Genomic DNA, 23,170 nt, shown 5'->3' with positions numbered 1-23,170 from the left:
ATGAAACTTTATTGTTAACGTTTTGCTTGTTCAGTTTTCAAGGTTCATTTTGTTTCGTTGTCGCGTCATCTCTTGGCGACTCACTTATAATAACATCGTCTAATCATAGAAGTCAACACTATTTCATAAGTTTTTTTTGAGAAAGTATATTTTTTTCATGCATTCTATCAAAAAAGGAGTATGTTAATTATGCGAAAAGTGTTGATATTACTAGGTTTCTTTTTACTTTGCATTAGCTTTTATTTTTCAATGAAAAGCGATACATTGCCGGTTTTTTTAATGACGGACGAACCTAATGTCGTGTCTAAAGGGAATTATGGATTAGTTTTTGTAGCAGAGGTTAGTTTTACACATGATGGCTTTGAAGAATGGATCCCTTCAAGTTCTAGTAGTTCTACTTTGTTTTTACTACATCCAGATTATATTGAACGCTCTGAAAAGGTAATTGCTTCGTTAAAGAAAAATGGACGAGTTACTAGTTTATTAGGACGGTCCCTCGAAGAATATGAAAATATTGATATATTAAAAAAAGATATTAAAATTTATGAGCAGCATTTTGGTTCGAAGCCCCTTTGGTTTATGACAAGGGATTATATGTATAATGAGGAGATTAAACAATACCTTTTTTCTCAGCAAATTAACATGCTCTCTCCTTCTACACAACTAAATGTAAATGAACTTCCGGCTTCTTTGCCTGAGGGTTCAATCGTCTCATTACCACTTCATAAACAGTCTGCAGTAAATTTTGAGAGCATTACTACTTTCCTTACGCAACATCAATTTATTTCTATAGAAGAAAGTCTCTTTGGTTACTCTCTTAAATCAAAACGGTTTCCATAAAGCACATGTTTAGCCTCGACAGCTGCTTGCAGACCCAAATCGTAAGCATCCTTTCCTCTTTCGACCGAGGGGCTGGACGCTGGAGCTAGACACTGCTCAAACTCCAAAAAATTTTCTCTTTCTTATACTGTAAAATAAAAACCGCCCTGAAATGTTGAGCAGGGCGGTTACATTTATGTTTGTTGCGCAGCTTGCTTTCGTGCTTTGCGACGCTCTTCTAGTTTTTGACGGTCTACTTCTGATTTTGCATTATACTTTGGCAAGATTAATAATTGATATGCATTAACCGAAACAAGTGGGAATAATAGTAGTGCAACATATGTGTTGATATTTTCATCTCGGCCCATAAGTGCGATAATCCACTCTAAAGATGTAACAAAAATCATAAAGAAAACAGCAGGAATGAATACATGCTTTTTCCCAGTCATTTTAACTTTTTGAACAGCTGTTGCGATGGCCGCGCCGATTAAAAACAACATTAACCCGATATAAAATAGCCAATCGCCAGTAGATTTAGCATCTGGTGCAAATCGGAAAATAATCAAATCAACAAGAACAATGACAATCAGTAGCATTTGTACCCAGTTCCACAGTGTGAGGGATTTAAAAACACCCACGCCAATTTGATGAAGCGTTAAATACGCAAAGAACCCTGCCTGCGCAATAACACTCATCGTAAAACCTAATAAAATCATCCAAGCGAATGCTGCAATAAATTCGCCAAATTCGCCCGCAGATAAATATGGTTGGAAGAAATCCCAACGAATAAATAGGCTAGCCACTGCTGTGACACCGCCACCTACTAACATTGACATTATAAAAAATTTAAACCAATTCCGTATTGTCACAACAAAATGTCCTCCGTATTTTCAATATCCTTTACTCATTTTAGCAATCGTTAGATAAAAAAGCTAATACAGATGTAGTCGTATACATATTATGCGCATAATTGTGAACAATAATTGAAAGAACATGTTAGCGAAAGGATGGAGGAAACATGTATCGGCTTTTACTCTGTATTTGTTTCACGGTATTTATGGTTGGCTGTACTGAGGATAAATCCGCAACACTTTCATATGAAGAGGTTAAAAAAATTATGGTCGATTCCATTCAAACGGAGGAAGGAAAAAAAGCAATTCGGCAGCTTCTTGAAGACCCCTCATTCCGTGAGCTATTGGTACTTGAGCATGATGAAGTACAAACGGCAATGAAAGACACATTGCTATCAAAAGAGGCAGAGGATTTTTGGAAAAAGACGTTTGAGGACCCTAAATTTAAAGAAACTCTTGCTAAAAGTATGCAAAAACAGCAAGAGGATATTATGAAAAAATTGCTAAAGGATGCGGGTTATCAGGAAGATTTAATTAAGTTTTTTGATCAACCTGAAATGCAAAAGCAAATAGAATCGCTATTAAAAGGCAAGGAGCTACGTAAACAGATGGAAGAGGTCGTGATGGAGACAATCGAAAATCCACTGTTGCAAACAAAGTGGCAGGAGCTGATTAAAAAGAGTGGAGAGGCTTCTACTAAAAGCGAAGACGAAAAATCAAAAGATTCAGGTGAGGATAAAGGTAGTTCACAATAAAGGATTACTAGCCCTCCCTTAATCAAAAAGGGAGCTACCTCATTCAAAAACTGAGATAGCTCCTTACATTTTATTTTGTTAATTTCTCGATAATTTTGCTTGCCATATCTAAATATAGTTGTCCCGTTGGATGATCCTCCCCATAAATCGACGGAGCAAAATCCTCTTCTGTCCAATCAGGTTGTCCTAATGGAATTTGTCCTAATAATTCTGTACGTAATTCCTCAGCTAGCTTCGGACCGCCGCCTTGGCCAAACACATACTCTCGTTCGCCTGTTGTTTTTGATTCGAACCAAGCCATGTTCTCCACAACACCTAAAATATCGTGATTCGTTTGAAGTGCCATTGCTCCCGCGCGCGCTGCAACAAATGCCGCCGTTGGATGTGGGGTTGTAACGACCACTTCTTTTGATGACGGAAGCATTTGGTGAATATCTAACGCTACGTCCCCTGTGCCTGGTGGTAAGTCTAATAATAAATAATCCAGCTCGCCCCAGTCGACATCGCGGAAGAATTGATCAAGAACTTTACCAAGCATTGGTCCACGCCATACAATCGGTGCATTATTTTCAACAAAGAAGCCCATTGAAATCACTTTTACACCCATACGCTCTACAGGGTAAATTCGATCTTCCTTCACTACAGGCATTTCCTGAATACCCATCATATCCGGCACACTAAATCCGTAAATATCTGCATCAATTAAACCTACCTTTTTTCCAAGGCGCGATAACGCTACGGCCATATTTACTGATACAGTTGATTTCCCTACACCACCCTTACCAGAGGCGATTGAAATAAATTGCACGCTTGATAGGGGTGATAAAATATCTTGCGCTTCTGATTCTGTAGCTTGCCCACGGAATGAATCCAGCACTTCTTGTGAAAGCTCTTCAAAGCGAATTCCTACTGAAGCTGCTCCGTTTTCTTTTAAAAGCTCGACGATTTTCATTTGTAAGGTCATTTGCTCAGGTGTATTCGTTTTTGCAATTGCCACTTTTACACTGACATGTTGCTTTTCTTCTTTTATCGAAATATCTACGATTCCGTTCGTTTGTTCTAGTGTTTTATGTAAAAATGGATCCTGTAATTGCCCTAACAGTTCACGGACCTGTTGTTCATTCATCAAATCAAACACTCCCCCAATTTCTATTTCTACTTTTAGTATATCACACACTGTAGTTCCTAGTCGTTCCCTTTGCTTTATTCAAATTGTTGGTCAAAATAGTCTTCCACACCTCGTGCTATTGCATTCGCCATCTTTTCTTGATACGTACTATCCATTAATAACTCGCGCTCTTCATCATTGCTTAAAAAGCCTGTCTCAACTAATACAGCCGGCACCTCTGCCTTTTTTAGCAAATAAATACGTTCAATCGCTAAAGCTTCTCTATCGGTATTTTCAAGATCATCCCTAATAGCTTGTTGAACGGATTTTGCTAATAGCTCGCTTTGCGGATCTCCCTGTTTATGATAAAACACTTGGGCACCGCGCCACTTACTGTTAGGAATTGCATTCGCATGAACGGTAATAAATAAGTCTGGCTTTGCATCCTTTAAAATCGATTGGCGTAAAAATATATCCTGCTTTTTTCGCTCTCGTAATGATGCAAATTCCTCGCTCGGTGCATGCTCGCTAATGACATCCCCTTCCGTTGAACGCGTCAAAGTAACTTCCGCACCAAGTCGTTTGAGTTGTCGCGCAAGCTTTTTCGTTATTTCGAGTGTAATATCTTTTTCTATTACCTCTCCTTTTGAAGCGCCACCATCTATACCGCCATGTCCTGCATCCAGTACAATCTTCACGCCACCTAAAGGCTCTGGCAAGAAAAAACGACGATCCGATGCACTCGTTTCATAAACAACGATGATCATGCAGGCAAATAAAATGACAATTAGTGCTAGCCAGCGTCTCACATGTCCCACCACCTTTGGCTTACTATACGCTTGAAATGGTGGGAGTATGCATGTACACGTTTATGCTTCAGCCTCTAAATTATTTTGCAGAGTAGAGTAAAAACCGTTCTTTGCTAATAATTGCTCATGATTGCCCTGCTCTAAAATAAGGCCGTCCTTAACAACAATAATCTTATCTGCATTTTCAATTGTTTTTAGACGATGTGCAATAACAAAGCTAGTACGTCCCTTCATTAAGTTATTCAAGCCTTTTTGAATATGCACCTCTGTCATCGTATCAACACTTGAAGTCGCTTCATCTAAGATTAATATATCTGGATTTTCTAAAATTGCACGTGCAATTGCAATTAATTGACGCTGCCCCTGACTTAAATTCATGCCACCAGATGTCAGCAGTGTTTCATATTGCTGTGGTAAATATTTTATAAAATTATGGGCATAAGCAATTTTAGCTGCCTCTTCTACTTCTGCATCCGTAGCATCTAGCTTTCCAAAACGAATATTTTCACGGACAGTACCCGAAAATAAATACGTATCCTGCAGTACAACACCTACATGATCGCGCACATTTTCCATTTTATAATCTGTAATATTCCTGCCGTCGAGAAAAATCGCACCACTCGTTGCGTCGTAAAAGCGTGTTAGTAGCCCAATAATTGTCGTTTTGCCTGAGCCTGTTGGACCGACAATGGCAACGGTTTCCCCGGCCTGTGCTTTAAAATCAATACCACGTAGAACAGGCTTCCCTTCCTCATAGGCAAACTGAACCCGTTCAAAGACGACATCCCCATTAAAACGTGATTTTACTGCCGCCTCTTGCTTATCTAGAATTTCCTCTCGTTCGTCCAAAATTTCAAACACCCGCTCTGAGCCAGCAATTGCTGATTGAAATGTATTGAGTAGGTTTGAAAGTTGGTTAATTGGACGGAAAAATTGGCGAGTGTACGTAACAAAAGCTGCGATAATTCCAATTGTCACATAACCTCCAACTGCCATGAGCGCACCTGCACCAATAACAAGGCCCAGCCCTAAGTTATTCATAAAGTTATTTATTGGGCCCATAAAGCCGGAAATGATATCCGCGCGCATAGCAGATGTACGTAGTCTTTCATTCGCTTCTGTAAACTGGGCTAACGTCTGCTTTTCCTTGCCAAATAGCGTTGTCACATCTGAATTGGAAATCGTTTCTTCAATATAACCGTTTAGCTGCCCTAAATCTCGCTGCCTTGCTACAAAATTAACACTGCTTCGTTTAATAATTTGCTTTGTCGTCCAGACGATTAACGGAATAATCGTTAATGTAACAAAAGCGAGCGTCCAATTTAAATAGAACAAGGCAATTGCTGTACCAATTATCGTTAATAAGGACGACACAATTTGAATGACACTTTGAGATAAAGCGGCGTTTAGATTATCGATATCGTTTGTCATACGACTCATTAAATCGCCCTGCTGACGCTTATCAAAAAATGATAGCGGTAAAGACTGAAGCTTTTCGAATAGCTCTTGCCGTAGGGTCTGAATCGTCTTTTGAGATACACGAATCATTACAAAGGTTTGAAGCCAAGTGAGGATGGCTGATACTATAAAGATTACCGCTAGTAGGAGCGACATCCGAACTGCACCATCGAGATCTCGCTGAATAATATAATCATCAATAATGATTCCGATGAGCAATGGCCCTAGTAAACTTAGTAGCGAACCAGCTACTACAAAAATAACGGCACTAACCATCCCTAACTTTTGCTGACGTAAGTAGCCCCAAATTCGGAGGAGCGTTTCTTTTTGGTTTTTCGGTTTTACAGCGGGTCCGTTAAAGTGTCCGCCGGGATGTCTCATCGGTAGTGGCGGTCCCCCTCCTGGTGGTTTATTCATTTAACGTCCCTCCTTTTTCAGCCTGTGTTTGTACAATTTGCTGATATAGCTCACTCGTTTTTAGTAATTCTTCATGTGTACCTGCAGCCACAATCATTCCGTCATCCAATACAAGAATTTGATCCGCGTGACGAATGGAAGAGATTTTAGAGGCTACGATGATTTTCGTGGACTCGGTAAATTGAGTTTGAATCGCCCGTTGAATATTCTTTTCCGAAATGCTATCTACAGCACTTGTGACATCATCTAATATTAGAATGGCCGGCTTTCGAATAAATGCACGAGCCATTGCAAGTCGTTGCTTTTGTCCGCCAGATAAATTCGTTGCCCCCTGTGTTAATCGATGGGCTGTACCTGCTGGGAGCTTGTCTACAAATTCAGATGCACAGGCAGCCCGTAAGCTTTCCTCAACTTGGATGTCCGTTGCCTGTTGGTCTCCGTAGCGTATATTTTCAGCAATTGTTTTTGAAAATAACGTTGCTTTTTGAGGAGAGAATCCGATTGATTCTCGTAAGAGCTGAATATCGTACTGCTGCAATGGAATACCATCAATTGTAACGCTCCCCTCGTCTGCATCAAATAATCTCGGAATCATTTTCACAAGTGTAGATTTTCCACTACCGGTCATTCCGATAATTCCCACCGTTTGTCCTGCACGGGCTGTAAAGGAAATGTTTTTCAGTACAGGTTCTGTGTCCTTATTATAGGAAAACGTAACATTGTCAAAGGACACGTCACCTTCTATTTCTTGTTGAACTGGCTGCACTGGATTTTTTACTTCAGTCGTTGCTTCCAGTACATGAACGATACGCTCAGCACTCGGCATTGCACGAGCGAGCTGCACAAGTACCATAGACGAGCTCATTAAACCGTTCATCACCATCATTAAGTAATTAATAAATGCTAAAATAACACCAACCTGAATAGAACCGTTATCGACCTTTATTGCCCCGAGCCAAAGCGCTGCAATGATCCCCATATTTACGACAAACATCGTTAGAGGCATGAGTATACCGATAATTTGATCAGCGGTAATATTTCGCTTCATCAGCTGTGTATTGGCATCGGCGAATCCTTCAATTTGGTGTTTTTTTCGGTTATACGCCTTAATGACACGGATTCCAGCCAAGTTCTCTTGCACCTTTGTATTTACTATGTCTACAACCTTTTGCACTTTGTGAAATAGCTTCCCTGAAATCATCGTAAAGAAGTACACACTAACTGCTAAAATCGGCACAACAAAAAGTAAGATCGAAAATAGCTCGCGAGCTGTAATAAATACGAAGATAACTGCGCCGATAAATAGCATCGGTCCTCGTACAAATATTTTCAACAGCATCGTTAATGCCCGTTGTAGCATTTCTACATCGCTCGTTAAATTTGTGATCAGCTTGCCCAGCGTAAATTTATCCTTACTGCTATTCGAAAAATATGTAATCGTTTCATATAAATCATGGCGAATATCTGTTGCAAAGTTAACTGCCGCACGTGATGCATAAATAGAACAGCCGACGCCACCGATCAGTCCTAGTATGGCGGCACCAATCATAAGCGCGAACATTTTCAATATATAAGGTGTATTATCTTTTGCAATCCCTTCATCAATAATATGCTGCAGGATCGTTGGTTGAATTAAGTCCATGCCCACCTCTACTAGCATCATGAGTGGTGCAAGGATAGCGAATGCCATGTACGGCTTTAAATACTTTGTTAATTTTAGTACAGCCTGCATAGGTATACGAGCCTCTCTTTCTCTATTCTTGCTCCTGCCTTTCAGTTAATTCATCTAAGCCAAATACAACTTTGAAGTCATTCATGATTGCTTCCGTTGCCTTTAGCTCACCTGCAATAACAGGTTGAATCGACTGTAACTCTGGAGCTTCAAGCTGTTTCTTTAAAGTATCACGTTTTGTTACAAGCTGCTGATAAAACATAAGTGCTCTTCCACGCCTAAACGTCTGTGCACCTCCGCGCCCTCTTTCACATTTTTCTTTGCGCATACTCTCACCTCTTTGAATACAATTGTATACAAAGGCATACTATTGTACAATCCTGCTGCTCATTAGACCTTTCGAAATATTATTGAATATTTAAAACTACTTTTTATGTTTTTCGAGAATTATTTGGTATATATTAGAATTAAGAGTCTATTCTTTATTTTTGAGAGGATAAATCTAGAAATGGGGGAGCACGATGAATAATAAACTAAAATCAGTTATTGAAGCTATTGATTTTTATCAAGCTACTTATCCCGAGGATGCTTGTGTGCTAATTTTCGATACAGAGAAAGTAGCTGCGTACAAGCCTGGAAAAATGGTTGATTTAAAAATTAAGGTCGGGGAAACCATTGAAGCACATAAAAATACAACAAGCGTACGCGCCATGAGAGGCGGAAAATCCCTAAGAGAGGAACGAGGCCCTGAATTGTTCGGCTTTTCTTACGTTGCCTCTGCATGCCCTATTTTTGATGAGGGGAAGATTGTTGGAGTAGTAACCGGTGTAATCTCTAATGATCGCTTACATAATATGCGTAGTGTGGCGACGGAGCTTTCTAGCGCCGTTCAAGAAATGTCTGCTACTACGGACGAGTTGGCACATGCAAGTACTGATGTGTCAAAAAGTATAGAGGATTTATCAAAATTAACCGAAACATTAGATAATGATATTGGACAAATTAATTCGATTGTCAACGCAGTAAAGGATATTGCCACGAAGTCGAAAATTTTAGGCTTAAATGCATCCATCGAGGCAGCTCGTTCAGGTGTTCATGGAAAAGGCTTTGCAGTCGTAGCAAATGAAATTCAAAAAATGGCGGGGGACAGTACTGCAAGCGCTGATAGCATTGCAAAGGAACTGGATAACATAAAAAAATCCATCGGGTATGTCAATGAATCGACAACACAAATCTCCGCATTTACACAGCAATATACAGCAAGTATGCACGCTATGAATAGCTCCTACACGAATATGAACCGTATTGGGAATCAATTACTAGAGCTAAGCGAGATTGACTAATGGCTTGGGAGAACCTCTTCATAATGGAGGGGGCTAACCCCTGTGGATTGCTTTATTTGACGAAATAATACATCCTCCTCGCCCAAAAATAAATTATCAAAAGAAGACAGGCCTATCTTGTCTTCTTTTTCTCTTTTTAAAAATAAAAAACTCTCTCCCACAAAAGTGAGAGAGAGCTGTTGTCTCGAAATGATTGTGTAATCCGTAGATTAACGTTTTGAGAACTGAGGTGCACGACGAGCGCCGCGTAGACCTGGTTTTTTACGCTCTTTCATACGAGCGTCACGAGTTAATAGACCCGCCGCTTTAAGAGCTGGACGGAAATCTGGGTCAACTTGTAATAATGCACGTGCGATACCGTGACGGATTGCACCAGCTTGACCAGTGAAACCACCACCGTTAACGTTAACGTGGATATCGTAGCTACCTAGAGTTTCAGTTGCTACTAATGGTTGTTTAATTACTTCACGTAATGTTGCGAATGGTACATAATCTTCAACATCGCGTTTGTTGATAACAATTTTGCCTTCGCCTGGTACTAAACGTACGCGAGCTACTGAGCTTTTACGGCGACCTGTGCCGATATATTGAACTTGTGCCAAGGTAATATCCTCCTATTAATTTAAATTATCCACGAAGCTCGTATGCTTCTGGTTTTTGTGCTGCGTGTGGGTGCTCTGCTCCAGCGTAAACATTAAGTTTACCGAACATTTTGCGACCTAAAGAGTTTTTAGGAAGCATCCCTTTTACTGCTAACTCGATCATTTGAGTTGGGTATTTCTCTTTCATTTCGCCAGCTGTACGTTGTTTTAAACCGCCAGAGAATTGAGTGTGACGGTAGTAAATTTTACCTTCTAATTTATTACCTGTTAACTCGATTTTGTCAGCATTGATGATGATTACGTGATCACCAGTGTCAACGTTTGGTGTGAAAGTTGGTTTATGTTTACCGCGTAAAATTGCAGCTACTTCAGAAGCTAAACGTCCAAGAGTTTGGCCTTCTGCGTCAACTACTAACCATTTACGCTCTACTTCGTGGCCTTTAGCCATGAATGTTGTACGCATGTATATGTCCTCCTAATCGATTCGATTACCGTTATTTTTCATTAGTCTACACTATAAGTTTCGGGGCTTATTTGTGGTGGTAATGAAAATACCATACATCATCATATAACGTATCCTATTTAAAGTCAAGAGATTTAATTGAACACCTGGAGATGTTGTTAACCCTTGTAGCATTGGACGTTCCCTATTATTCAGACTAAAAATCTATCGAAACGCCCGATTATTTAATAAAAAACTTTTTCTAAATATAAGCCATGTGGTGGTGCTGTTTTACCAGCATTGGCACGATCCTGTCTAGCAATAGTACCGGCTAGCGCTGTTGCTTGTCGTTTACCAATGCCGACCTCCCAAAGTGTACCGGCAATAATACGAACCATATTATACAAAAAACCGTTGCCCTCAATTATCATATGGAGCTCCTCGCCACGCCATTCAAGCGCTAAGGAATGCACGGTGCGGACCTTATCAACCACACTCGTGTTAGCCGCGCAAAAACAAGAAAAATCATGTGTACCAATAATCAACTCCGCTGCCTCACGCATTGCTTCAACATCTGGCTTTATACCATTCGTTTCTACGGAATAAAAGCGGCGAAATGGACTTTGGATGGTTTCGCAGCTCCAAATATAACGATATCGTTTTCCACTGACGCTATAGCGTGCATGAAAATCAGTCGATACTTCTTCAACCGTAAGCACGCGAATATCACGTGGCAATTGTACATTTAAAGCTTTCATATATTTATCAGGCGGAACCGAGAGCGGTGTATCAAAATGAATCACTTGTCCTGTTGCATGAACCTTTGCATCTGTTCGTCCACTTGCTGTTACACTTACCTTTTCGCCCTTATGCATCACCGACAGCACTTTCTCTAGCTCAAGCTGCACAGTTCGCTCACCAGGCTGTACCTGATAGCCAGAAAATAGTGTCCCGTCATAGCTAATTGTCGCCTTTAAACGTTTCATAGTTCTCTCCTACTTGCGGAAATAAAATAATAATGCTGTTACCCCTGCTAGTATAACTAAGCTGAGCGTATCCTGCATATCCCATTTTAGCTTACGATAGCGCGTGCGTCCTTCTCCACCACGATAGCCACGAACCTCCATGGCTGTCGCTAAATCCTCTGCACGTTTAAATGCACTTACAAATAACGGAACAAGTAGAGGGACAACTGCCTTTAATCGATCTTTTAGCGGTCCAGCACTTAAATCAGAGCCTCGAGCCATTTGCGCCTTCATGATCTTATCCGTCTCGTCCATTAGGGTTGGAATAAAGCGAAGTGAAATAGACATCATCAGCGCCAATTCATGGACCGGTAGCTTTAATTTCTTTAATGGGTTTAATAATACTTCAATCCCATCCGTAATCGAAATAGGTGACGTAGTTAATGTTAGAACAGACGTCATAAAGACAAGCACAAGGAAACGTACCGATATAAAGATACCCTGCTTTAAGCCTTCCTCATAAATCTTTAAAAATCCAAGATCAAGTATTATATCCCCTTCACGTGTAAAGATAATATGAAGCAGGAATGTAAAAATCATTAGTATAATGACCGGCTTTAGCCCGTTAATTAAGAAGTATAGACGAATACGCGATATAAAAACCACAAATAGCGTAAACGCTAAAAGTAGAGCATACGTAGCGGCATTATTCGCTAAAAAGACTACAATTATAAACGCAAATACAAAAATAAGTTTTGAACGGGGATCTAGCATATGCACAAATGAGTCCCCTGGAATATAGCGGCCAAAAATCATTTTCTCCATCATTGGTCAGCACGCTCCTTTACGACGCGTGCGATTTCTGCTGCTAGTTCTTCCTCAGTGAGGCAAACCTTTGCTAGTCTGACATCCATCACTCTCTCGATTTTACGTTGGAATCGTACAACCCGCGGTAGCTCTAAACGATATTGCTGTAGAGTTTCCGCATCTGCAAATAGCTCTCGTGGTGCACCGGTTAACACACATTTGCCCTCGTGCATAATTGCCACGTGATCTGCATAACGTGCGGCATCCTCCATACTATGCGTTACAAGAATAGTCGTCAGCCCACGCTCCTTATGCAATTTATAAAACATATCCATAATTTCCTGCTGTCCTCTAGGATCTAGCCCTGCAGTTGGCTCGTCTAATACAATCACTTCAGGCTGCATCGCCAATACTCCCGCAATTGCAACACGGCGCATCTGCCCTCCTGATAAATCGAACGGTGATTTTTCAAGCACGTTCTCAGGTAACCCAACAAGCTGGATTAATTGTCGTGCTCGTACTTCTGCCTCTGCTTCAGTGACACCGAAGTTCATCGGACCAAACATAATATCCTTTAACACAGTCTCTTCAAATAACTGATGCTCAGGGAATTGGAATACGATACCGACCTTTTGACGAATCGGCTTTAGTTCCTTCGCCTTCTTGCCCGCCTCAATAATACGCTCCCCAATTTGGACAGTACCACTAGAAGGTTTTAACAGTCCATTAAAGTGCTGTAGGATTGTTGATTTGCCCGATCCTGTATGACCAATTATCGCTTGGTAGGACCCTTGTGAAATTGCTAAATTCACGTCAAATAAAGCGTGTTTTTCAAACGGCGTTCCTTTTGAATACGCATAGCCTACTTGTTGAAGTTTGATGTCCATAAGTCATTCACCAGCTCTTCTTCTGTCATATGTTGCCCTACTAGTTGTACACCCTGTCCCTGTAAGAGCTTCGTCATTTTCATCGCAAACGGTAAATCAAGCCCAAGGTCAGCTAATTTGTCGCCTAGCGCGAAAATTTCAGTCGGCGTACCTTGAGCGAACTTTTTTCCGTCGTTCATAAATAGAATTCGATCCGCTAAAATTGCCTCTTCTAAATCATGCGTAATCGATAGTACCGTTAAACCTATTTTCTCACGCAATGCTTGAACCGTTTGTAGAACTTCCTCTCGTCCCTGCGGATCAAGCATCGATGTTGCTTCATCTAATATTAAAATCTTCGGATGCATAGCTAATGCCCCAGCAATGGCTACACGCTGCTTTTGACCACCAGATAAATGGTGGGGCTCATGATTTAAAAAGCTCTCCATCTTAACTTTCGCTAGTGAATCATGCACACGCGCGACCATTTCTTCATGAGGTACGCCATTATTTTCAAGGGAAAACGCTACATCGTCCTGCACCGTTGCCCCAACAAATTGATTATCTGGATTTTGAAAGACCATTCCAATATTCGAACGAATGTCCCATAAATTTTGATCTGTTAATACTTCCCGCATAATACGGACCTCTCCTCCATGCGGAAATAATAACCCACTCATTAGCTTGGCAAGTGTCGATTTACCTGATCCATTATGGCCAACGATGGCTATCCATTCACCTTCATTAACAGCGAATGTGACATCTTCAACTGCATTTCGTGCACTCGGAACGTCTGGTGTATACGAAAATGTTACATTGTTAAAAGATAATATCTCTGTCATGTTACTCCGCTCCTCACTCTCTGCTCTACTAATAAAACTACACTGTTTTCTAAATGAACGCTACCTTTTCAGGTTAAAATGACATTCACATATATAAAAATAAAGCACGTTGCAATAGCCTTACGCTAGAAACGTACTTTATGTTTGTATATGTATAGGCAATCTGGCTATCTATTCCAAATTTAATAGAATAAAAAAGCGCGCACCTCATTCAGAGAAATGCGCTTATCACTACATTAGGTGAGTGTAACGGCTGCTCATTTCCGTTCACTCGAATATGAATGAGGTGCGAGAGCTAGACGAGACGCCGTACAGATTGCACTCGCTCATCATAACGCTCAGCTTAATTATTGTCGTATAAATCGTTAAAGTGCTAAAACGCTCGTTCGCACGCGACAAGCGCTGGAAACTCCTTACAAGCATGCATGCATGCGTAGGAGGGAGTTGAAGCGACCTCGAGCGTGCAGCGTTTGAGCCTAGATATAAATCGTTAAAATTTTATGAAAAAGAGGGATGCCGCTCAACAGGTGAACAAGGCACCCCTCAAACACGCTAAGTTAGGATTAAACTAATTCAATCACAACTACAGGTGCGCCGTCTCCACGACGAGGACCTACTTTAAGGATACGAGTGTAACCACCTTGACGTTCTGTATAACGTGGTGCAACATCATCAAATAGCTTTTGAAGTGCAAATGACGTTGTTTCGTTACCTTCTTCGTCAGTAGTAGTAACTAACTCACGACGGATGAATGCAGCCGCTTGACGACGAGCATGTAAATCTCCGCGTTTACCTAAAGTAATCATTTTTTCAACAGCTTTACGAACTTCCTTCGCGCGAGCTTCAGTAGTTTCGATGCGCTCGTTGATGATTAAGTCAGTAGCTAAGTCACGTAACATCGCTTTACGTTGAGAACTTGTACGACCAAGTTTTCTGTAACCCATGGATGTTTCCCTCCTTTAAAAAATATCTGATCTAGCTTTAATATAATATTCGCTTAGTCTTCTTTTCGTAATCCTAAACCAAGCTCTTCTAACTTCGCTTTTACCTCTTCTAGAGACTTACGACCAAGGTTACGTACTTTCATCATGTCATCTTCTGACTTGTTAGCTAGCTCAAGTACCGTATTGATACCTGCACGCTTTAAGCAGTTGTAAGAACGAACAGAAAGGTCTAGTTCTTCGATAGTCATCTCTAAAACTTTTTCCTTTTGATCTTCTTCTTTTTCTACCATGATTTCAGCAGTTTGCGCTTCGTTCGTCATGCCTACGAAGATGTTTAAGTGCTCGGTTAAAATTTTCGCTCCAAGCGAAATCGCCTCTTTTGGACCGATGCTGCCATCTGTCCACACATCAAGTGATAACTTATCGTAGTCAGAATTTTGTCCAACGCGAGTGTTCTCCACTTGGAAATTGACGCGTGAAACTGGAGTGTAAATAGAGTCGATCGGGATCACGCCGATAGGAAGATCCTCACGTTTGTTTTGATCAGCAGGAGTGTAACCACGGCCTCGCTGTGCGTACATACGCATACGTAAATGACCGTTTTTAGCGATTGTTGCAATATATAGATCTGGATTTAAAATTTCAACGTCGCTGTCATGTGTAATGTCAGCAGCTGTAACTGTTCCATCTCCCTTAACATCAATCTCAATGACCTTTTCTTCGTCAGAGTAGATTTTTAAAGCTAACTTTTTCACGTTTAAGATGATTGAAGCAACATCTTCTACAACGCCTTCTACAGTAGAGAATTCGTGTAATACGCCATCAATTTGAATTGATGTTACAGCAGCTCCTGGTAATGAAGACAGAAGGATACGACGTAAAGAATTACCCAAAGTGTTTCCATATCCGCGTTCAAGCGGTTCTACAACAAACTTGCCATACTTGGCATCTTCGCTGATCTCCACTGTTTCAATCTTTGGTTTTTCAATTTCGATCATTCAATTTACCCTCCTTCAAAACATCGAATGTATAGGTTCATACCATCATAGTTGTCGATCTTAGATTGACCGTTAAAAATTGCACAAGACTTTTGCACAAAAGAAATGATGTACTCGGAAGTAAACTACCGAGTTGCACCCACTACACGCGACGACGTTTTGGTGGACGGCAACCGTTATGTGGAACTGGAGTAACGTCTTTAATAGCAGTTACTTCTAAACCAGCAGCTTGAAGTGCACGAATTGCAGCTTCACGACCAGCACCAGGACCTTTAACAGTTACTTCCAACGTTTTCAGACCATGTTCAAGGGATGTTTTTGCAGCAGTTTCAGCAGCCATTTGAGCAGCAAATGGAGTCGATTTACGTGAACCACGGAAACCAAGAGCACCTGCGCTTGACCATGATACTGCGTTACCTTGCATATCTGTGATCGTTACGATTGTATTGTTAAATGTAGAACGGATGTGTGCAATACCAGCTTCGATATTCTTTTTCACACGACGTTTACGAGTTTGTTGTTTACGAGCCATGTTAAGAAGGAACCTCCTTTACTTAATTATTTTTTCTTGTTCGCTACAGTTTTACGAGGACCTTTACGCGTACGAGCGTTGTTCTTCGTATTTTGTCCACGAACTGGTAAACCACGACGGTGACGGATACCACGGAATGAAGCGATTTCCATTAAACGTTTGATGTTTAAAGAAATCTCACGGCGTAAATCACCTTCAGTTTTGTATGAATCTAATTGTTCACGGATTTGGTTTAATTGATCTTCTGATAAGTCGCGTACGCGGACATTTTCGTCAATGCCTGCAGCAGCTAATACTTTTTGAGAAGTAGTTTTACCAATACCGTAGATGTAAGTTAATGAAATTACCACGCGTTTGTCGCGAGGAATGTCAACACCAGCAATACGTGCCATGTACGTTGTGCACCTCCTTGTTTATTAACCTTGTTTTTGTTTGTGTTTAGGATTTTCACAGATTACCATTACTTTACCGCGTCGGCGAATTACTTTACATTTTTCGCAGATCGGTTTCACAGATGGTCTCACTTTCATCTAACCTAACCTCCTTAATAGTCCGGAGTGCAAAAGATTATTTAAAACGGTATGTGATGCGACCGCGAGTTAAATCATAAGGAGATAACTCGATAGTAACCTTATCTCCAGGTAGGATACGGATAAAGTGCATACGAATCTTTCCAGAAACGTGTGCGAGTATAGTATGCCCATTTTCTAATTCTACCTTAAACATCGCGTTTGGCAAAGTCTCAACAACTGTTCCTTCGACTTCAATTACATCGTCTTTCGCCATCAGCCATTCTCTCCCTTCTATATGCAATTTCTGATTCATAGTGAATCAAAGCAACTGTTTTCTTCCAATAGATAGAAGCAACTCGTTTCAACATATGTTTGGATTGTATGAGAGATGTTAGAAAGACGCTCGTCTGGTTTCGCTTCACACAATCCACGGAATAAGCCAATCCCATTTAGATAGTCATATTCCTTATGTTAACACGATAGCCGGAATGTCTTAGTGAGAGATTCATACCCACCCGTTTACACAGATGCTTCCACGAAACCCATTATACCTTTTTTCCGAAGTGTCATCACACAAATAGTGCTCAATTTCGTACGAATAGTATATACCGGGCACAATATGCTTTTGCAACTCTCAAAAAAAATTATGTTTCGTTGTTGCCTCCGCACGACCTCCCGCGGAAGCATTATACTAGCGCCCGGGTCGGGTATCAGCTGCGGATGCCCTGTAAAAGAGCGTCAAGATCAGCAAATACTTTATTAATATCTTGCTGTCCATCAATATTTGTTAATACACCTTTTGCTTCATAAAAATCAAGTAAAGGCTGTGCTTGATTCATATTTACTTCCAGACGGTTCGTTACAGTTTCAGGATTGTCGTCCTCACGTGTGTAAAGCTCTCCGCCATCTTTATCACATTTTCCTTCCTCAGCAGGAGGATTGAAAATTAAGTGGTAAGAAGCGCCACAAGTTTTACAAATACGACGGCCACTTAAACGTGCTACTAATTCATCTTTTTCTACTTGGATATTGATTGTATGCTCAATCGCACGGCCTAACTCTTCAAGGATGCCATCTAAAGCTTCAGCTTGAGGAACTGTACGCGGGAATCCATCTAGTAAGAATCCTTTTTCGCAGTCTTTTTGGCTAAGTCGTTCACCAACGATACCAATCGTCACTTCATCCGGAACTAATGCCCCTTGATCCATGAACGATTTCGCCTGTAAACCTAATTCTGTGCCATCTTTAATCGCAGCACGGAACATATCGCCTGTAGAAATATGAGGGATATCGTACTTCTCAACAATTTTGTCTGCCTGTGTACCTTTACCAGCACCAGGTAAACCCATTAAAACGATATTCATACGTAATTTCTCCCCCTGACAAAACTTATCTATTTATAGAGCTGGCTCAAGGAAACAAACCGTTTCCTCAAAACCAACATTATTTCATAAAGCCCTTATAGTGACGTTTGACAAGTTGCGATTCTAATTGTTTCATTGTCTCTAACGCAACACCTACTACGATAATTAAACTTGTTCCCCCAATTTGAGCCGAAGCTGGTAGGTTCATAAATTTAATGAATAGGATTGGCATTACAGAAATAACAACAAGGAAGATTGCCCCTACGAAAGTTAAACGGTATAGAACTTTTGTTAAATAAGTTTGCGTATCATTACCAGGACGAATACCTGGAATGTATGCACCTTGTTTTTTCAAGTTGTCAGCCACATTTTCCGGATTCACTTGAATGAATGCATAGAAATATGTGAATGCAATAATCAAAATAACATAAAGTGTCATACCAATAGGCTGCGTTTGCTGCAGATTATTAGTAATCCAAGTCGTTACACTATTTTGACCAAAGAATGTAGCCAGTGTTTGTGGCGTTACGATAAACGCTACTGCGAAGATTACCGGAATAACCCCTGCAGCATTTACTTTTAACGGTAAGTGCGTTTGTTGTCCACCTACAGCCTGACCACGACCAGCAACCCGTTTAGCATATTGAATTGGAATTTTACGAAGTGCTTGTTGCACGTATATAACACCAACCACAACAGCTAGAAGCACTAAAACTAGTAGTGCCATAATGGCGATGTTAATGAATAACTGATCACCAGCACCTTCAAATTTTTGTGCAAAGATTTGGTTTACTACATTTGGAATCGCAGCGACGATACCAGCAAAGATAATAATAGAAATACCATTACCTACGCCATGTGCAGTAATTTGCTCAGATAACCAAAGTAAGAAAGCAGTACCAGCCGTAAGCACGACTGAAATCGTTAAGTACGATGCAATACTAGTATCTGTAATCAATGATCCGCCGTAAAACTGGTTAAACCCGTAAGACATTGCGAAAGATTGAATAAAGCCTAATATGATTGTGAAATAACGCGTGAATTGAGCCAACTTACGTCGACCAACTTCACCTTGCTTTGCCCACTCCGCAAATTTCGGTACAACGTCCATTTGCAGTAACTGAACAATGATTGAGGCTGTGATGTACGGCATAATTCCCATCGCAAAGATAGAGAAATTTGCAAGAGCACCACCGCCAAACGTATTAAGGAAACCTATTAAGTTAAACTCATCAGCTGCCTTTAATACATTTGCGTCAACGTTTGGTACCGGGATGAATGTCCCGATACGAAAAACGATTAACATTAAAAGAGTGAATATGATTTTATTTCTTATATCTCGAACGCGCATAAAGTTAGAGATCGTCTGAAACATTAAATCACCTCAGTTGTTCCGCCAGCATTCTCAATTGCTTCTTTAGCTGAAGCAGAGAATTTATGAGCTTTAACAGTAAGCTTTTTCGTTACAGTTCCATGACCTAGAACTTTGATTCCAGCTTTTTCGTTGCTCACAACACCAGTTTCTAATAATAATGCAGGTGTTACTTCTGCACCATCTTCGAAACGGTTAAGTGCGTCAAGGTTAACGATAGCGTATTCTTTACGGTTAATGTTCGTAAAGCCACGTTTAGGTAAACGACGGAAAAGTGGGTTTTGACCCCCTTCAAATCCTGGACGAACGCCGCCGCCAGAACGAGCGTTTTGACCTTTATGACCTTTACCTGCAGTTTTACCGTTACCAGAACCGATACCACGACCAACACGGTTACGTTGTTTACGAGATCCTTCTGCTGGTTTTAACTCATGAAGTTTCATATGGGTGGCACCTCCTTGTTCAATGATATGAAATTAGATTTCTTTTACAGTAACTAAGTGAGCTACTTTTGTTAACATACCGCGAATAGCTGCGTTGTCAGCTTGTTCAACAGTTTGGTTAGTTTTACGTAAGCCAAGTGCTTCAACAGTTTTACGTTGTCCCGGTTTAGAACCGATCACAGATTTAGTAAGGGTGATTTGTAATTTAGCCATTATAATTCCCCCCCTTATCCTAATAACTCTTCCACTGATTTACCGCGAAGTTTTGCAACGTCCTCTGCGCGTTTTAATTCAGTTAAACCTGCAACAGTTGCACGCACCATGTTGATTGGTGTGTTTGAACCTAGAGATTTTGAAAGAATATCAGTAATACCAGCAAGTTCTAGTACTGCACGTACTGGACCACCAGCGATAACTCCTGTACCAGGAGCAGCAGGTTTAATTAAGATTGAACCTGCACCGAAGCGACCTTGCACTAAGTGTGGAGTAGTTCCACCTACGCGTGGTACTTCGATTAAGTTTTTCTTCGCGTCTTCAACAGCTTTGCGGATTGCATCTGGAACCTCTTGTGCTTTACCAGTACCAAAACCTACATGACCGTTTTTATCTCCAACTACAACTAATGCAGTGAAGCGGAAGCGACGACCACCTTTAACAACTTTAGCAACACGGTTAATAGTAACTACGCGTTCTTCAAGTTCTAGTTTGTTTGCGTCAATGCGACTCATGAAGTATGTCCCTCCTTCTTATTAAAATTCTAAGCCGTTTTCACGTGCAGCTTCAGCTAAAGCTTTTACACGTCCATGATATAAGTAACCACCACGGTCAAATACCACAGTAGTAATATTTTTTTCAACAGCGCGTTTTGCGATGATTTCACCGATTTTAGCAGCTGCTTCTACGTTTGAACCAGCACCCTCGAATTCTTTTTCTTGAGTGTTAGCTGAAACTAAAGTTACGCCAGCTACGTCATCGATTAGTTGAGCATAGATGTTCTTGTTTGAACGGAATACGTTTAAACGAGGACGTAATGCAGTACCAGAAATCTTAGCGCGAACACGCCCATGACGTTTCTTACGAACTTGATTTTTATCTTGTTTCGTAATCATAGAGGTCACTCCTTTCTAATGCTTTATGCAGCATTATTTACCTGTTTTACCTTCTTTACGACGTACGAATTCGCCTTCATAACGAATACCTTTACCTTTGTACGGCTCTGGTGGACGAACGTCACGAATGTTAGATGCTAAAGCACCTACGCGTTCTTTAGAAATACCTTTGATGATGATTTTAGTGTTCGAAGGAACTTCGATCTCTAAACCTTCTTCTGGTGTGAACTCTACTGGATGAGAGTAACCAACGTTCAGTACAAGCTTTTTACCTTGTAATTGTGCACGGTAACCTACACCGATAAGTTCTAGAGCACGAGAGAAACCTTCAGAAACACCAGTAACCATGTTAGCTAATAACGCACGAGTTGTACCGTGGTTTGTGCGGTGTTCTTTTGAATCAGAAGGACGAACAACAGAAACGATGTTGCCTTCTTGCTCAATTTTCATATCTTTATGGAATTGACGAGTTAATTCGCCTTTAGGACCTTTAACAGTTACTGTGTTGTCTTCAGCGACAGCCACAGTTACGTTAGCAGGCACCTCGATAAGTTTTTTACCTACGCGAGACATTTAGTTGCACCTCCATTCTTTCTATTGCTAATTACCAAACGTATGCTAAGATTTCTCCGCCAACTTGTTTAGCGCGAGCTTCTTTGTCAGTTAATAAACCTTGTGAAGTTGATACTAAAGCGATACCAAGACCGTTTAATACTTTTGGTACTTCGTTAGTTTTAGCGTATACGCGTAAACCTGGTTTAGAGATACGTTTTAAACCAGTGATAACACGCTCGTTATCTTTACCGTATTTTAAGAAGATACGGATGATACCTTGCTTGTTGTCCTCTACGTACTCTACGTCACGAACGAAACCTTCACGCTTTAAAATTTCAGCGATGTCTTTCTTTAAGTTAGAAGCTGGAACCTCTAACTTCTCGTGACGAACCATGTTCGCGTTACGGATGCGAGTAAGCATATCTGCAATCGGATCAGTCATTGTCATGAAAATTTACCTCCTTCCCAAATTAGGGGATTACCAGCTGGCTTTTTTAACGCCAGGAATTTGTCCCTTATATGCAAGTTCACGGAAACAAATACGGCAAAGTTTAAATTTGCGATATACTGAATGTGGACGACCACAGCGTTCACAACGTGTATATTCTTGCACTTTAAACTTTTGCTTACGTTGTTGTTTAACGATCATTGATTTTTTAGCCACGTTTTCGCCCTCCTTGTTTTATTACTTTTGGAACGGCATACCGAATTGTGTCAATAACTCGCGAGCTTCTTCATCAGAATTCGCAGTCGTTACGATCACGATGTCCATACCGCGTACTTTCGAAACTTTATCGTAATCGATTTCAGGGAAAATTAATTGTTCTTTAACACCTAGTGTGTAGTTACCGCGACCATCGAATGCTTTTTTAGAAACACCACGGAAGTCACGTACACGTGGAAGTGCGATAGCGATTAATTTGTCCAAGAATTCATACATACGCTCACCGCGTAATGTAACTTTAGCACCGATAGGCATACCTTCACGTAGACGGAAACCTGCGATCGATTTTTTAGCTTTAGTTACAACTGGCTTTTGACCAGTGATAATTGTTAATTCTTCTACAGCAGCATCTAATGCTTTTGAGTTTTGAACAGCGTCACCAACACCCATGTTGATTACGATTTTCTCCACTTTTGGCAATTGCATAACTGATTTATATCCAAACTTGCTCATAAGAGCAGGTGAAACTTCATTTAAATATTTTGCTTTTAGGCGGCTCATGTTTGTACCTCCCTTCTAATTTTACTTATTAGTCGATTACTACACCTGATTTTTTTGCAACACGAACTTTTTTGCCGTTTTCGATTTTGTAACCTACACGAGTCGGCTCGCCAGATTTAGGATCGATTAGCATTACGTTCGAAACGTGGATTGCAGCTTCTTTGCTAACAATCCCACCTTGTGGGTTTAACTGGTTAGGCTTAACGTGTTTCTTCACGATGTTTACACCTTCAACAAGAACGCGGTCTTGTTTTGGGAAAGCAGCTAAGATAACGCCTTCTTTGCCTTTATCTTTACCAGTAATTACTTTTACCTTGTCGCCCTTTTTAACATGCATTGTGTGTCGCACCTCCTTGATTG

The 23,170-nt window shown here is 40.7% G+C and carries 32 protein-coding genes and 1 pseudogene; 3 read left to right on the top strand and 30 right to left on the bottom strand.

Annotated features, from left to right (window positions below; genetic code table 11):
- Nucleotides 1-189 precede the first annotated feature (189 nt).
- Nucleotides 190-840: a hypothetical protein gene (locus V4T18_RS10690; protein ID WP_332649212.1), complete on the top strand. Its 651-nt coding sequence runs from the start codon at nt 190-192 to the stop codon at nt 838-840.
- 173 nt (nt 841-1,013) lie between these two features.
- Here the strand turns inward: V4T18_RS10690 and V4T18_RS10685 are convergent, their stop codons facing one another.
- Nucleotides 1,014-1,688: a KinB-signaling pathway activation protein gene (locus V4T18_RS10685; protein WP_332649210.1), complete on the bottom strand. Its 675-nt coding sequence runs from the start codon at nt 1,686-1,688 to the stop codon at nt 1,014-1,016.
- A 149-nt stretch (nt 1,689-1,837) separates the two neighbouring features.
- Here V4T18_RS10685 and gerD point away from each other — a divergent pair, with 149 nt between their 5' ends.
- A complete protein-coding gene (gerD, locus tag V4T18_RS10680) occupies nt 1,838-2,425 on the top strand; it encodes a spore germination lipoprotein GerD (RefSeq protein ID WP_332649208.1) in 588 nt (195 codons plus the stop codon).
- A 70-nt stretch (nt 2,426-2,495) separates the two neighbouring features.
- On the opposite strand, the gene V4T18_RS10675 is transcribed toward gerD, so the two are convergent.
- From V4T18_RS10675 to V4T18_RS10655, 5 genes are all read right to left on the bottom strand, one after another.
- Nucleotides 2,496-3,554, bottom strand: a complete 1,059-nt coding sequence (locus V4T18_RS10675; RefSeq protein WP_332649206.1) for a P-loop NTPase — start codon at nt 3,552-3,554, stop codon at nt 2,496-2,498.
- Nucleotides 3,555-3,628: 74 nt separating this feature from the next.
- A complete protein-coding gene (locus V4T18_RS10670; RefSeq protein WP_332649203.1) occupies nt 3,629-4,342 on the bottom strand; it encodes an N-acetylmuramoyl-L-alanine amidase in 714 nt (237 codons plus the stop codon).
- A 60-nt stretch (nt 4,343-4,402) separates the two neighbouring features.
- A complete protein-coding gene (locus tag V4T18_RS10665; RefSeq protein WP_442916926.1) occupies nt 4,403-6,217 on the bottom strand; it encodes an ABC transporter ATP-binding protein in 1,815 nt (604 codons plus the stop codon).
- Nucleotides 6,210-7,949 (bottom strand): ABC transporter ATP-binding protein, encoded by a 1,740-nt coding sequence (locus V4T18_RS10660; protein WP_332649202.1) that lies wholly within the window; start codon nt 7,947-7,949, stop codon nt 6,210-6,212. The genes V4T18_RS10665 and V4T18_RS10660 overlap by 8 nt, the downstream gene beginning before the upstream one ends.
- Nucleotides 7,950-7,971: 22 nt before the next feature.
- Complete coding sequence (locus V4T18_RS10655; protein WP_332649200.1) at nt 7,972-8,217, bottom strand: 2-keto-3-deoxygluconate kinase; 246 nt, start codon at nt 8,215-8,217, stop codon at nt 7,972-7,974.
- Between the two features lie 193 nt (nt 8,218-8,410).
- On the opposite strand from V4T18_RS10655, the gene V4T18_RS10650 reads away from it, so the two are divergent.
- On the top strand, nt 8,411-9,232 hold the full coding sequence (locus V4T18_RS10650; protein ID WP_332649198.1) for a methyl-accepting chemotaxis protein: 822 nt from the start codon (nt 8,411-8,413) through the stop codon (nt 9,230-9,232).
- A 209-nt stretch (nt 9,233-9,441) separates the two neighbouring features.
- Here V4T18_RS10650 and rpsI read toward each other — a convergent pair whose 3' ends face one another.
- The 24 genes and pseudogenes from rpsI to rplX form a co-directional block, all read right to left on the bottom strand.
- Nucleotides 9,442-9,834, bottom strand: coding sequence for a 30S ribosomal protein S9 (rpsI, locus tag V4T18_RS10645; RefSeq protein ID WP_332649195.1), 393 nt, complete (start codon nt 9,832-9,834; stop codon nt 9,442-9,444).
- 25 nt (nt 9,835-9,859) lie between these two features.
- Nucleotides 9,860-10,297, bottom strand: a complete 438-nt coding sequence (gene rplM, locus V4T18_RS10640; protein WP_332649193.1) for a 50S ribosomal protein L13 — start codon at nt 10,295-10,297, stop codon at nt 9,860-9,862.
- Nucleotides 10,298-10,521: 224 nt separating this feature from the next.
- Entirely contained in the window at nt 10,522-11,262 is a 741-nt protein-coding gene (truA, locus tag V4T18_RS10635) for a tRNA pseudouridine(38-40) synthase TruA (protein WP_332649192.1), read from the bottom strand.
- 9 nt (nt 11,263-11,271) lie between these two features.
- On the bottom strand, nt 11,272-12,069 hold the full coding sequence (locus V4T18_RS10630) for an energy-coupling factor transporter transmembrane component T family protein (protein ID WP_332649191.1): 798 nt from the start codon (nt 12,067-12,069) through the stop codon (nt 11,272-11,274).
- Complete coding sequence (locus V4T18_RS10625; RefSeq protein ID WP_332649190.1) at nt 12,066-12,935, bottom strand: energy-coupling factor ABC transporter ATP-binding protein; 870 nt, start codon at nt 12,933-12,935, stop codon at nt 12,066-12,068. Before V4T18_RS10625 ends, V4T18_RS10630 begins: the two co-directional genes overlap by 4 nt.
- Complete coding sequence (locus V4T18_RS10620; protein WP_332649189.1) at nt 12,911-13,756, bottom strand: energy-coupling factor ABC transporter ATP-binding protein; 846 nt, start codon at nt 13,754-13,756, stop codon at nt 12,911-12,913. Before V4T18_RS10620 ends, V4T18_RS10625 begins: the two co-directional genes overlap by 25 nt.
- A gap of 563 nt (nt 13,757-14,319) precedes the next feature.
- The gene (gene rplQ, locus V4T18_RS10615; protein ID WP_332649187.1) at nt 14,320-14,700 is read right to left on the bottom strand and encodes a 50S ribosomal protein L17; all 381 of its coding nucleotides are present in this window, start codon (nt 14,698-14,700) and stop codon (nt 14,320-14,322) included.
- Nucleotides 14,701-14,753: 53 nt separating this feature from the next.
- On the bottom strand, nt 14,754-15,698 hold the full coding sequence (locus V4T18_RS10610; protein ID WP_042478667.1) for a DNA-directed RNA polymerase subunit alpha: 945 nt from the start codon (nt 15,696-15,698) through the stop codon (nt 14,754-14,756).
- A 142-nt stretch (nt 15,699-15,840) separates the two neighbouring features.
- Nucleotides 15,841-16,230 (bottom strand): 30S ribosomal protein S11, encoded by a 390-nt coding sequence (gene rpsK / locus V4T18_RS10605; protein ID WP_332649184.1) that lies wholly within the window; start codon nt 16,228-16,230, stop codon nt 15,841-15,843.
- Between the two features lie 26 nt (nt 16,231-16,256).
- Nucleotides 16,257-16,622: a 30S ribosomal protein S13 gene (gene rpsM, locus V4T18_RS10600; RefSeq protein WP_332649183.1), complete on the bottom strand. Its 366-nt coding sequence runs from the start codon at nt 16,620-16,622 to the stop codon at nt 16,257-16,259.
- Nucleotides 16,623-16,646: 24 nt separating this feature from the next.
- Entirely contained in the window at nt 16,647-16,760 is a 114-nt protein-coding gene (rpmJ, locus tag V4T18_RS10595) for a 50S ribosomal protein L36 (RefSeq protein ID WP_000868344.1), read from the bottom strand.
- Nucleotides 16,761-16,797: 37 nt separating this feature from the next.
- The gene (infA, locus tag V4T18_RS10590) at nt 16,798-17,016 is read right to left on the bottom strand and encodes a translation initiation factor IF-1 (RefSeq protein ID WP_016429904.1); all 219 of its coding nucleotides are present in this window, start codon (nt 17,014-17,016) and stop codon (nt 16,798-16,800) included.
- Nucleotides 17,017-17,075: 59 nt separating this feature from the next.
- Nucleotides 17,076-17,180, bottom strand: a pseudogene (locus V4T18_RS10585) (type I methionyl aminopeptidase); the annotation flags it as partial.
- A 272-nt stretch (nt 17,181-17,452) separates the two neighbouring features.
- On the bottom strand, nt 17,453-18,106 hold the full coding sequence (locus V4T18_RS10580; protein WP_332649181.1) for an adenylate kinase: 654 nt from the start codon (nt 18,104-18,106) through the stop codon (nt 17,453-17,455).
- A 79-nt stretch (nt 18,107-18,185) separates the two neighbouring features.
- Nucleotides 18,186-19,481, bottom strand: a complete 1,296-nt coding sequence (secY, locus tag V4T18_RS10575) for a preprotein translocase subunit SecY (RefSeq protein WP_332649180.1) — start codon at nt 19,479-19,481, stop codon at nt 18,186-18,188.
- Nucleotides 19,481-19,921, bottom strand: coding sequence for a 50S ribosomal protein L15 (gene rplO, locus V4T18_RS10570; protein ID WP_332649178.1), 441 nt, complete (start codon nt 19,919-19,921; stop codon nt 19,481-19,483). Before rplO ends, secY begins: the two co-directional genes overlap by 1 nt.
- A 33-nt stretch (nt 19,922-19,954) precedes the next feature.
- Nucleotides 19,955-20,137 (bottom strand): 50S ribosomal protein L30, encoded by a 183-nt coding sequence (gene rpmD, locus V4T18_RS10565; RefSeq protein WP_332649215.1) that lies wholly within the window; start codon nt 20,135-20,137, stop codon nt 19,955-19,957.
- A gap of 11 nt (nt 20,138-20,148) precedes the next feature.
- Nucleotides 20,149-20,649, bottom strand: a complete 501-nt coding sequence (gene rpsE / locus V4T18_RS10560; RefSeq protein WP_099425582.1) for a 30S ribosomal protein S5 — start codon at nt 20,647-20,649, stop codon at nt 20,149-20,151.
- A gap of 21 nt (nt 20,650-20,670) precedes the next feature.
- A complete protein-coding gene (gene rplR / locus V4T18_RS10555) occupies nt 20,671-21,030 on the bottom strand; it encodes a 50S ribosomal protein L18 (RefSeq protein WP_332649170.1) in 360 nt (119 codons plus the stop codon).
- 33 nt (nt 21,031-21,063) lie between these two features.
- A complete protein-coding gene (rplF, locus tag V4T18_RS10550) occupies nt 21,064-21,603 on the bottom strand; it encodes a 50S ribosomal protein L6 (protein ID WP_332649168.1) in 540 nt (179 codons plus the stop codon).
- A gap of 31 nt (nt 21,604-21,634) precedes the next feature.
- Nucleotides 21,635-22,033, bottom strand: a complete 399-nt coding sequence (gene rpsH / locus V4T18_RS10545) for a 30S ribosomal protein S8 (RefSeq protein WP_293924216.1) — start codon at nt 22,031-22,033, stop codon at nt 21,635-21,637.
- A gap of 30 nt (nt 22,034-22,063) precedes the next feature.
- Nucleotides 22,064-22,249, bottom strand: a complete 186-nt coding sequence (locus V4T18_RS10540) for a type Z 30S ribosomal protein S14 (protein WP_004233656.1) — start codon at nt 22,247-22,249, stop codon at nt 22,064-22,066.
- 21 nt (nt 22,250-22,270) lie between these two features.
- Nucleotides 22,271-22,810: a 50S ribosomal protein L5 gene (gene rplE, locus V4T18_RS10535; protein WP_332649166.1), complete on the bottom strand. Its 540-nt coding sequence runs from the start codon at nt 22,808-22,810 to the stop codon at nt 22,271-22,273.
- 28 nt (nt 22,811-22,838) lie between these two features.
- Nucleotides 22,839-23,147, bottom strand: coding sequence for a 50S ribosomal protein L24 (gene rplX, locus V4T18_RS10530; protein ID WP_332649165.1), 309 nt, complete (start codon nt 23,145-23,147; stop codon nt 22,839-22,841).
- Nucleotides 23,148-23,170: the final 23 nt, after the last annotated feature.

Origin of the sequence: Lysinibacillus sp. 54212 (genome assembly GCF_036662795.1) — a bacterium.
GTDB lineage: Bacteria > Bacillota > Bacilli > Bacillales_A > Planococcaceae > Lysinibacillus_B.
This window is presented reverse-complemented; position numbering and strand designations above follow the sequence as displayed.

Excerpts from the sequence above, each read along its gene's own strand:
- rpsK (WP_332649184.1), bottom strand. The coding sequence starts at position 16,230 with ATGGCTCGTAAACAACAAACTCGTAAACGTCGTGTGAAAAAGAATATC.
- rplQ (WP_332649187.1), bottom strand. The coding sequence starts at position 14,700 with ATGGGTTACAGAAAACTTGGTCGTACAAGTTCTCAACGTAAAGCGATG.
- rplM (WP_332649193.1), bottom strand. The coding sequence starts at position 10,297 with ATGCGTACAACATTCATGGCTAAAGGCCACGAAGTAGAGCGTAAATGG.
- V4T18_RS10610 (WP_042478667.1), bottom strand. The coding sequence starts at position 15,698 with ATGATCGAAATTGAAAAACCAAAGATTGAAACAGTGGAGATCAGCGAA.
- V4T18_RS10625 (WP_332649190.1), bottom strand. The coding sequence starts at position 12,935 with ATGGACATCAAACTTCAACAAGTAGGCTATGCGTATTCAAAAGGAACG.
- rplR (WP_332649170.1), bottom strand. The coding sequence starts at position 21,030 with ATGATTACGAAACAAGATAAAAATCAAGTTCGTAAGAAACGTCATGGG.
- rpsE (WP_099425582.1), bottom strand. The coding sequence starts at position 20,649 with ATGAGTCGCATTGACGCAAACAAACTAGAACTTGAAGAACGCGTAGTT.
- V4T18_RS10665 (WP_442916926.1), bottom strand. The coding sequence starts at position 6,217 with ATGAATAAACCACCAGGAGGGGGACCGCCACTACCGATGAGACATCCC.
- V4T18_RS10620 (WP_332649189.1), bottom strand. The coding sequence starts at position 13,756 with ATGACAGAGATATTATCTTTTAACAATGTAACATTTTCGTATACACCA.
- rpsM (WP_332649183.1), bottom strand. The coding sequence starts at position 16,622 with ATGGCACGTATTGCTGGTGTTGACATTCCTCGCGACAAACGCGTGGTA.
- V4T18_RS10630 (WP_332649191.1), bottom strand. The coding sequence starts at position 12,069 with ATGATGGAGAAAATGATTTTTGGCCGCTATATTCCAGGGGACTCATTT.
- rpmJ (WP_000868344.1), bottom strand. The coding sequence starts at position 16,760 with ATGAAAGTGAGACCATCTGTGAAACCGATCTGCGAAAAATGTAAAGTA.
- gerD (WP_332649208.1), top strand. The coding sequence starts at position 1,838 with ATGTATCGGCTTTTACTCTGTATTTGTTTCACGGTATTTATGGTTGGC.
- V4T18_RS10650 (WP_332649198.1), top strand. The coding sequence starts at position 8,411 with ATGAATAATAAACTAAAATCAGTTATTGAAGCTATTGATTTTTATCAA.
- rpsH (WP_293924216.1), bottom strand. The coding sequence starts at position 22,033 with ATGACAATGACTGATCCGATTGCAGATATGCTTACTCGCATCCGTAAC.
- rplO (WP_332649178.1), bottom strand. The coding sequence starts at position 19,921 with ATGAAACTTCATGAGTTAAAACCAGCAGAAGGATCTCGTAAACAACGT.
- truA (WP_332649192.1), bottom strand. The coding sequence starts at position 11,262 with ATGAAACGTTTAAAGGCGACAATTAGCTATGACGGGACACTATTTTCT.
- V4T18_RS10660 (WP_332649202.1), bottom strand. The coding sequence starts at position 7,949 with ATGCAGGCTGTACTAAAATTAACAAAGTATTTAAAGCCGTACATGGCA.
- infA (WP_016429904.1), bottom strand. The coding sequence starts at position 17,016 with ATGGCGAAAGACGATGTAATTGAAGTCGAAGGAACAGTTGTTGAGACT.
- secY (WP_332649180.1), bottom strand. The coding sequence starts at position 19,481 with ATGTTTCAGACGATCTCTAACTTTATGCGCGTTCGAGATATAAGAAAT.
- rplE (WP_332649166.1), bottom strand. The coding sequence starts at position 22,810 with ATGAGCCGCCTAAAAGCAAAATATTTAAATGAAGTTTCACCTGCTCTT.
- rplF (WP_332649168.1), bottom strand. The coding sequence starts at position 21,603 with ATGTCTCGCGTAGGTAAAAAACTTATCGAGGTGCCTGCTAACGTAACT.
- V4T18_RS10580 (WP_332649181.1), bottom strand. The coding sequence starts at position 18,106 with ATGAATATCGTTTTAATGGGTTTACCTGGTGCTGGTAAAGGTACACAG.
- V4T18_RS10655 (WP_332649200.1), bottom strand. The coding sequence starts at position 8,217 with ATGCGCAAAGAAAAATGTGAAAGAGGGCGCGGAGGTGCACAGACGTTT.
- rplX (WP_332649165.1), bottom strand. The coding sequence starts at position 23,147 with ATGCATGTTAAAAAGGGCGACAAGGTAAAAGTAATTACTGGTAAAGAT.
- V4T18_RS10690 (WP_332649212.1), top strand. The coding sequence starts at position 190 with ATGCGAAAAGTGTTGATATTACTAGGTTTCTTTTTACTTTGCATTAGC.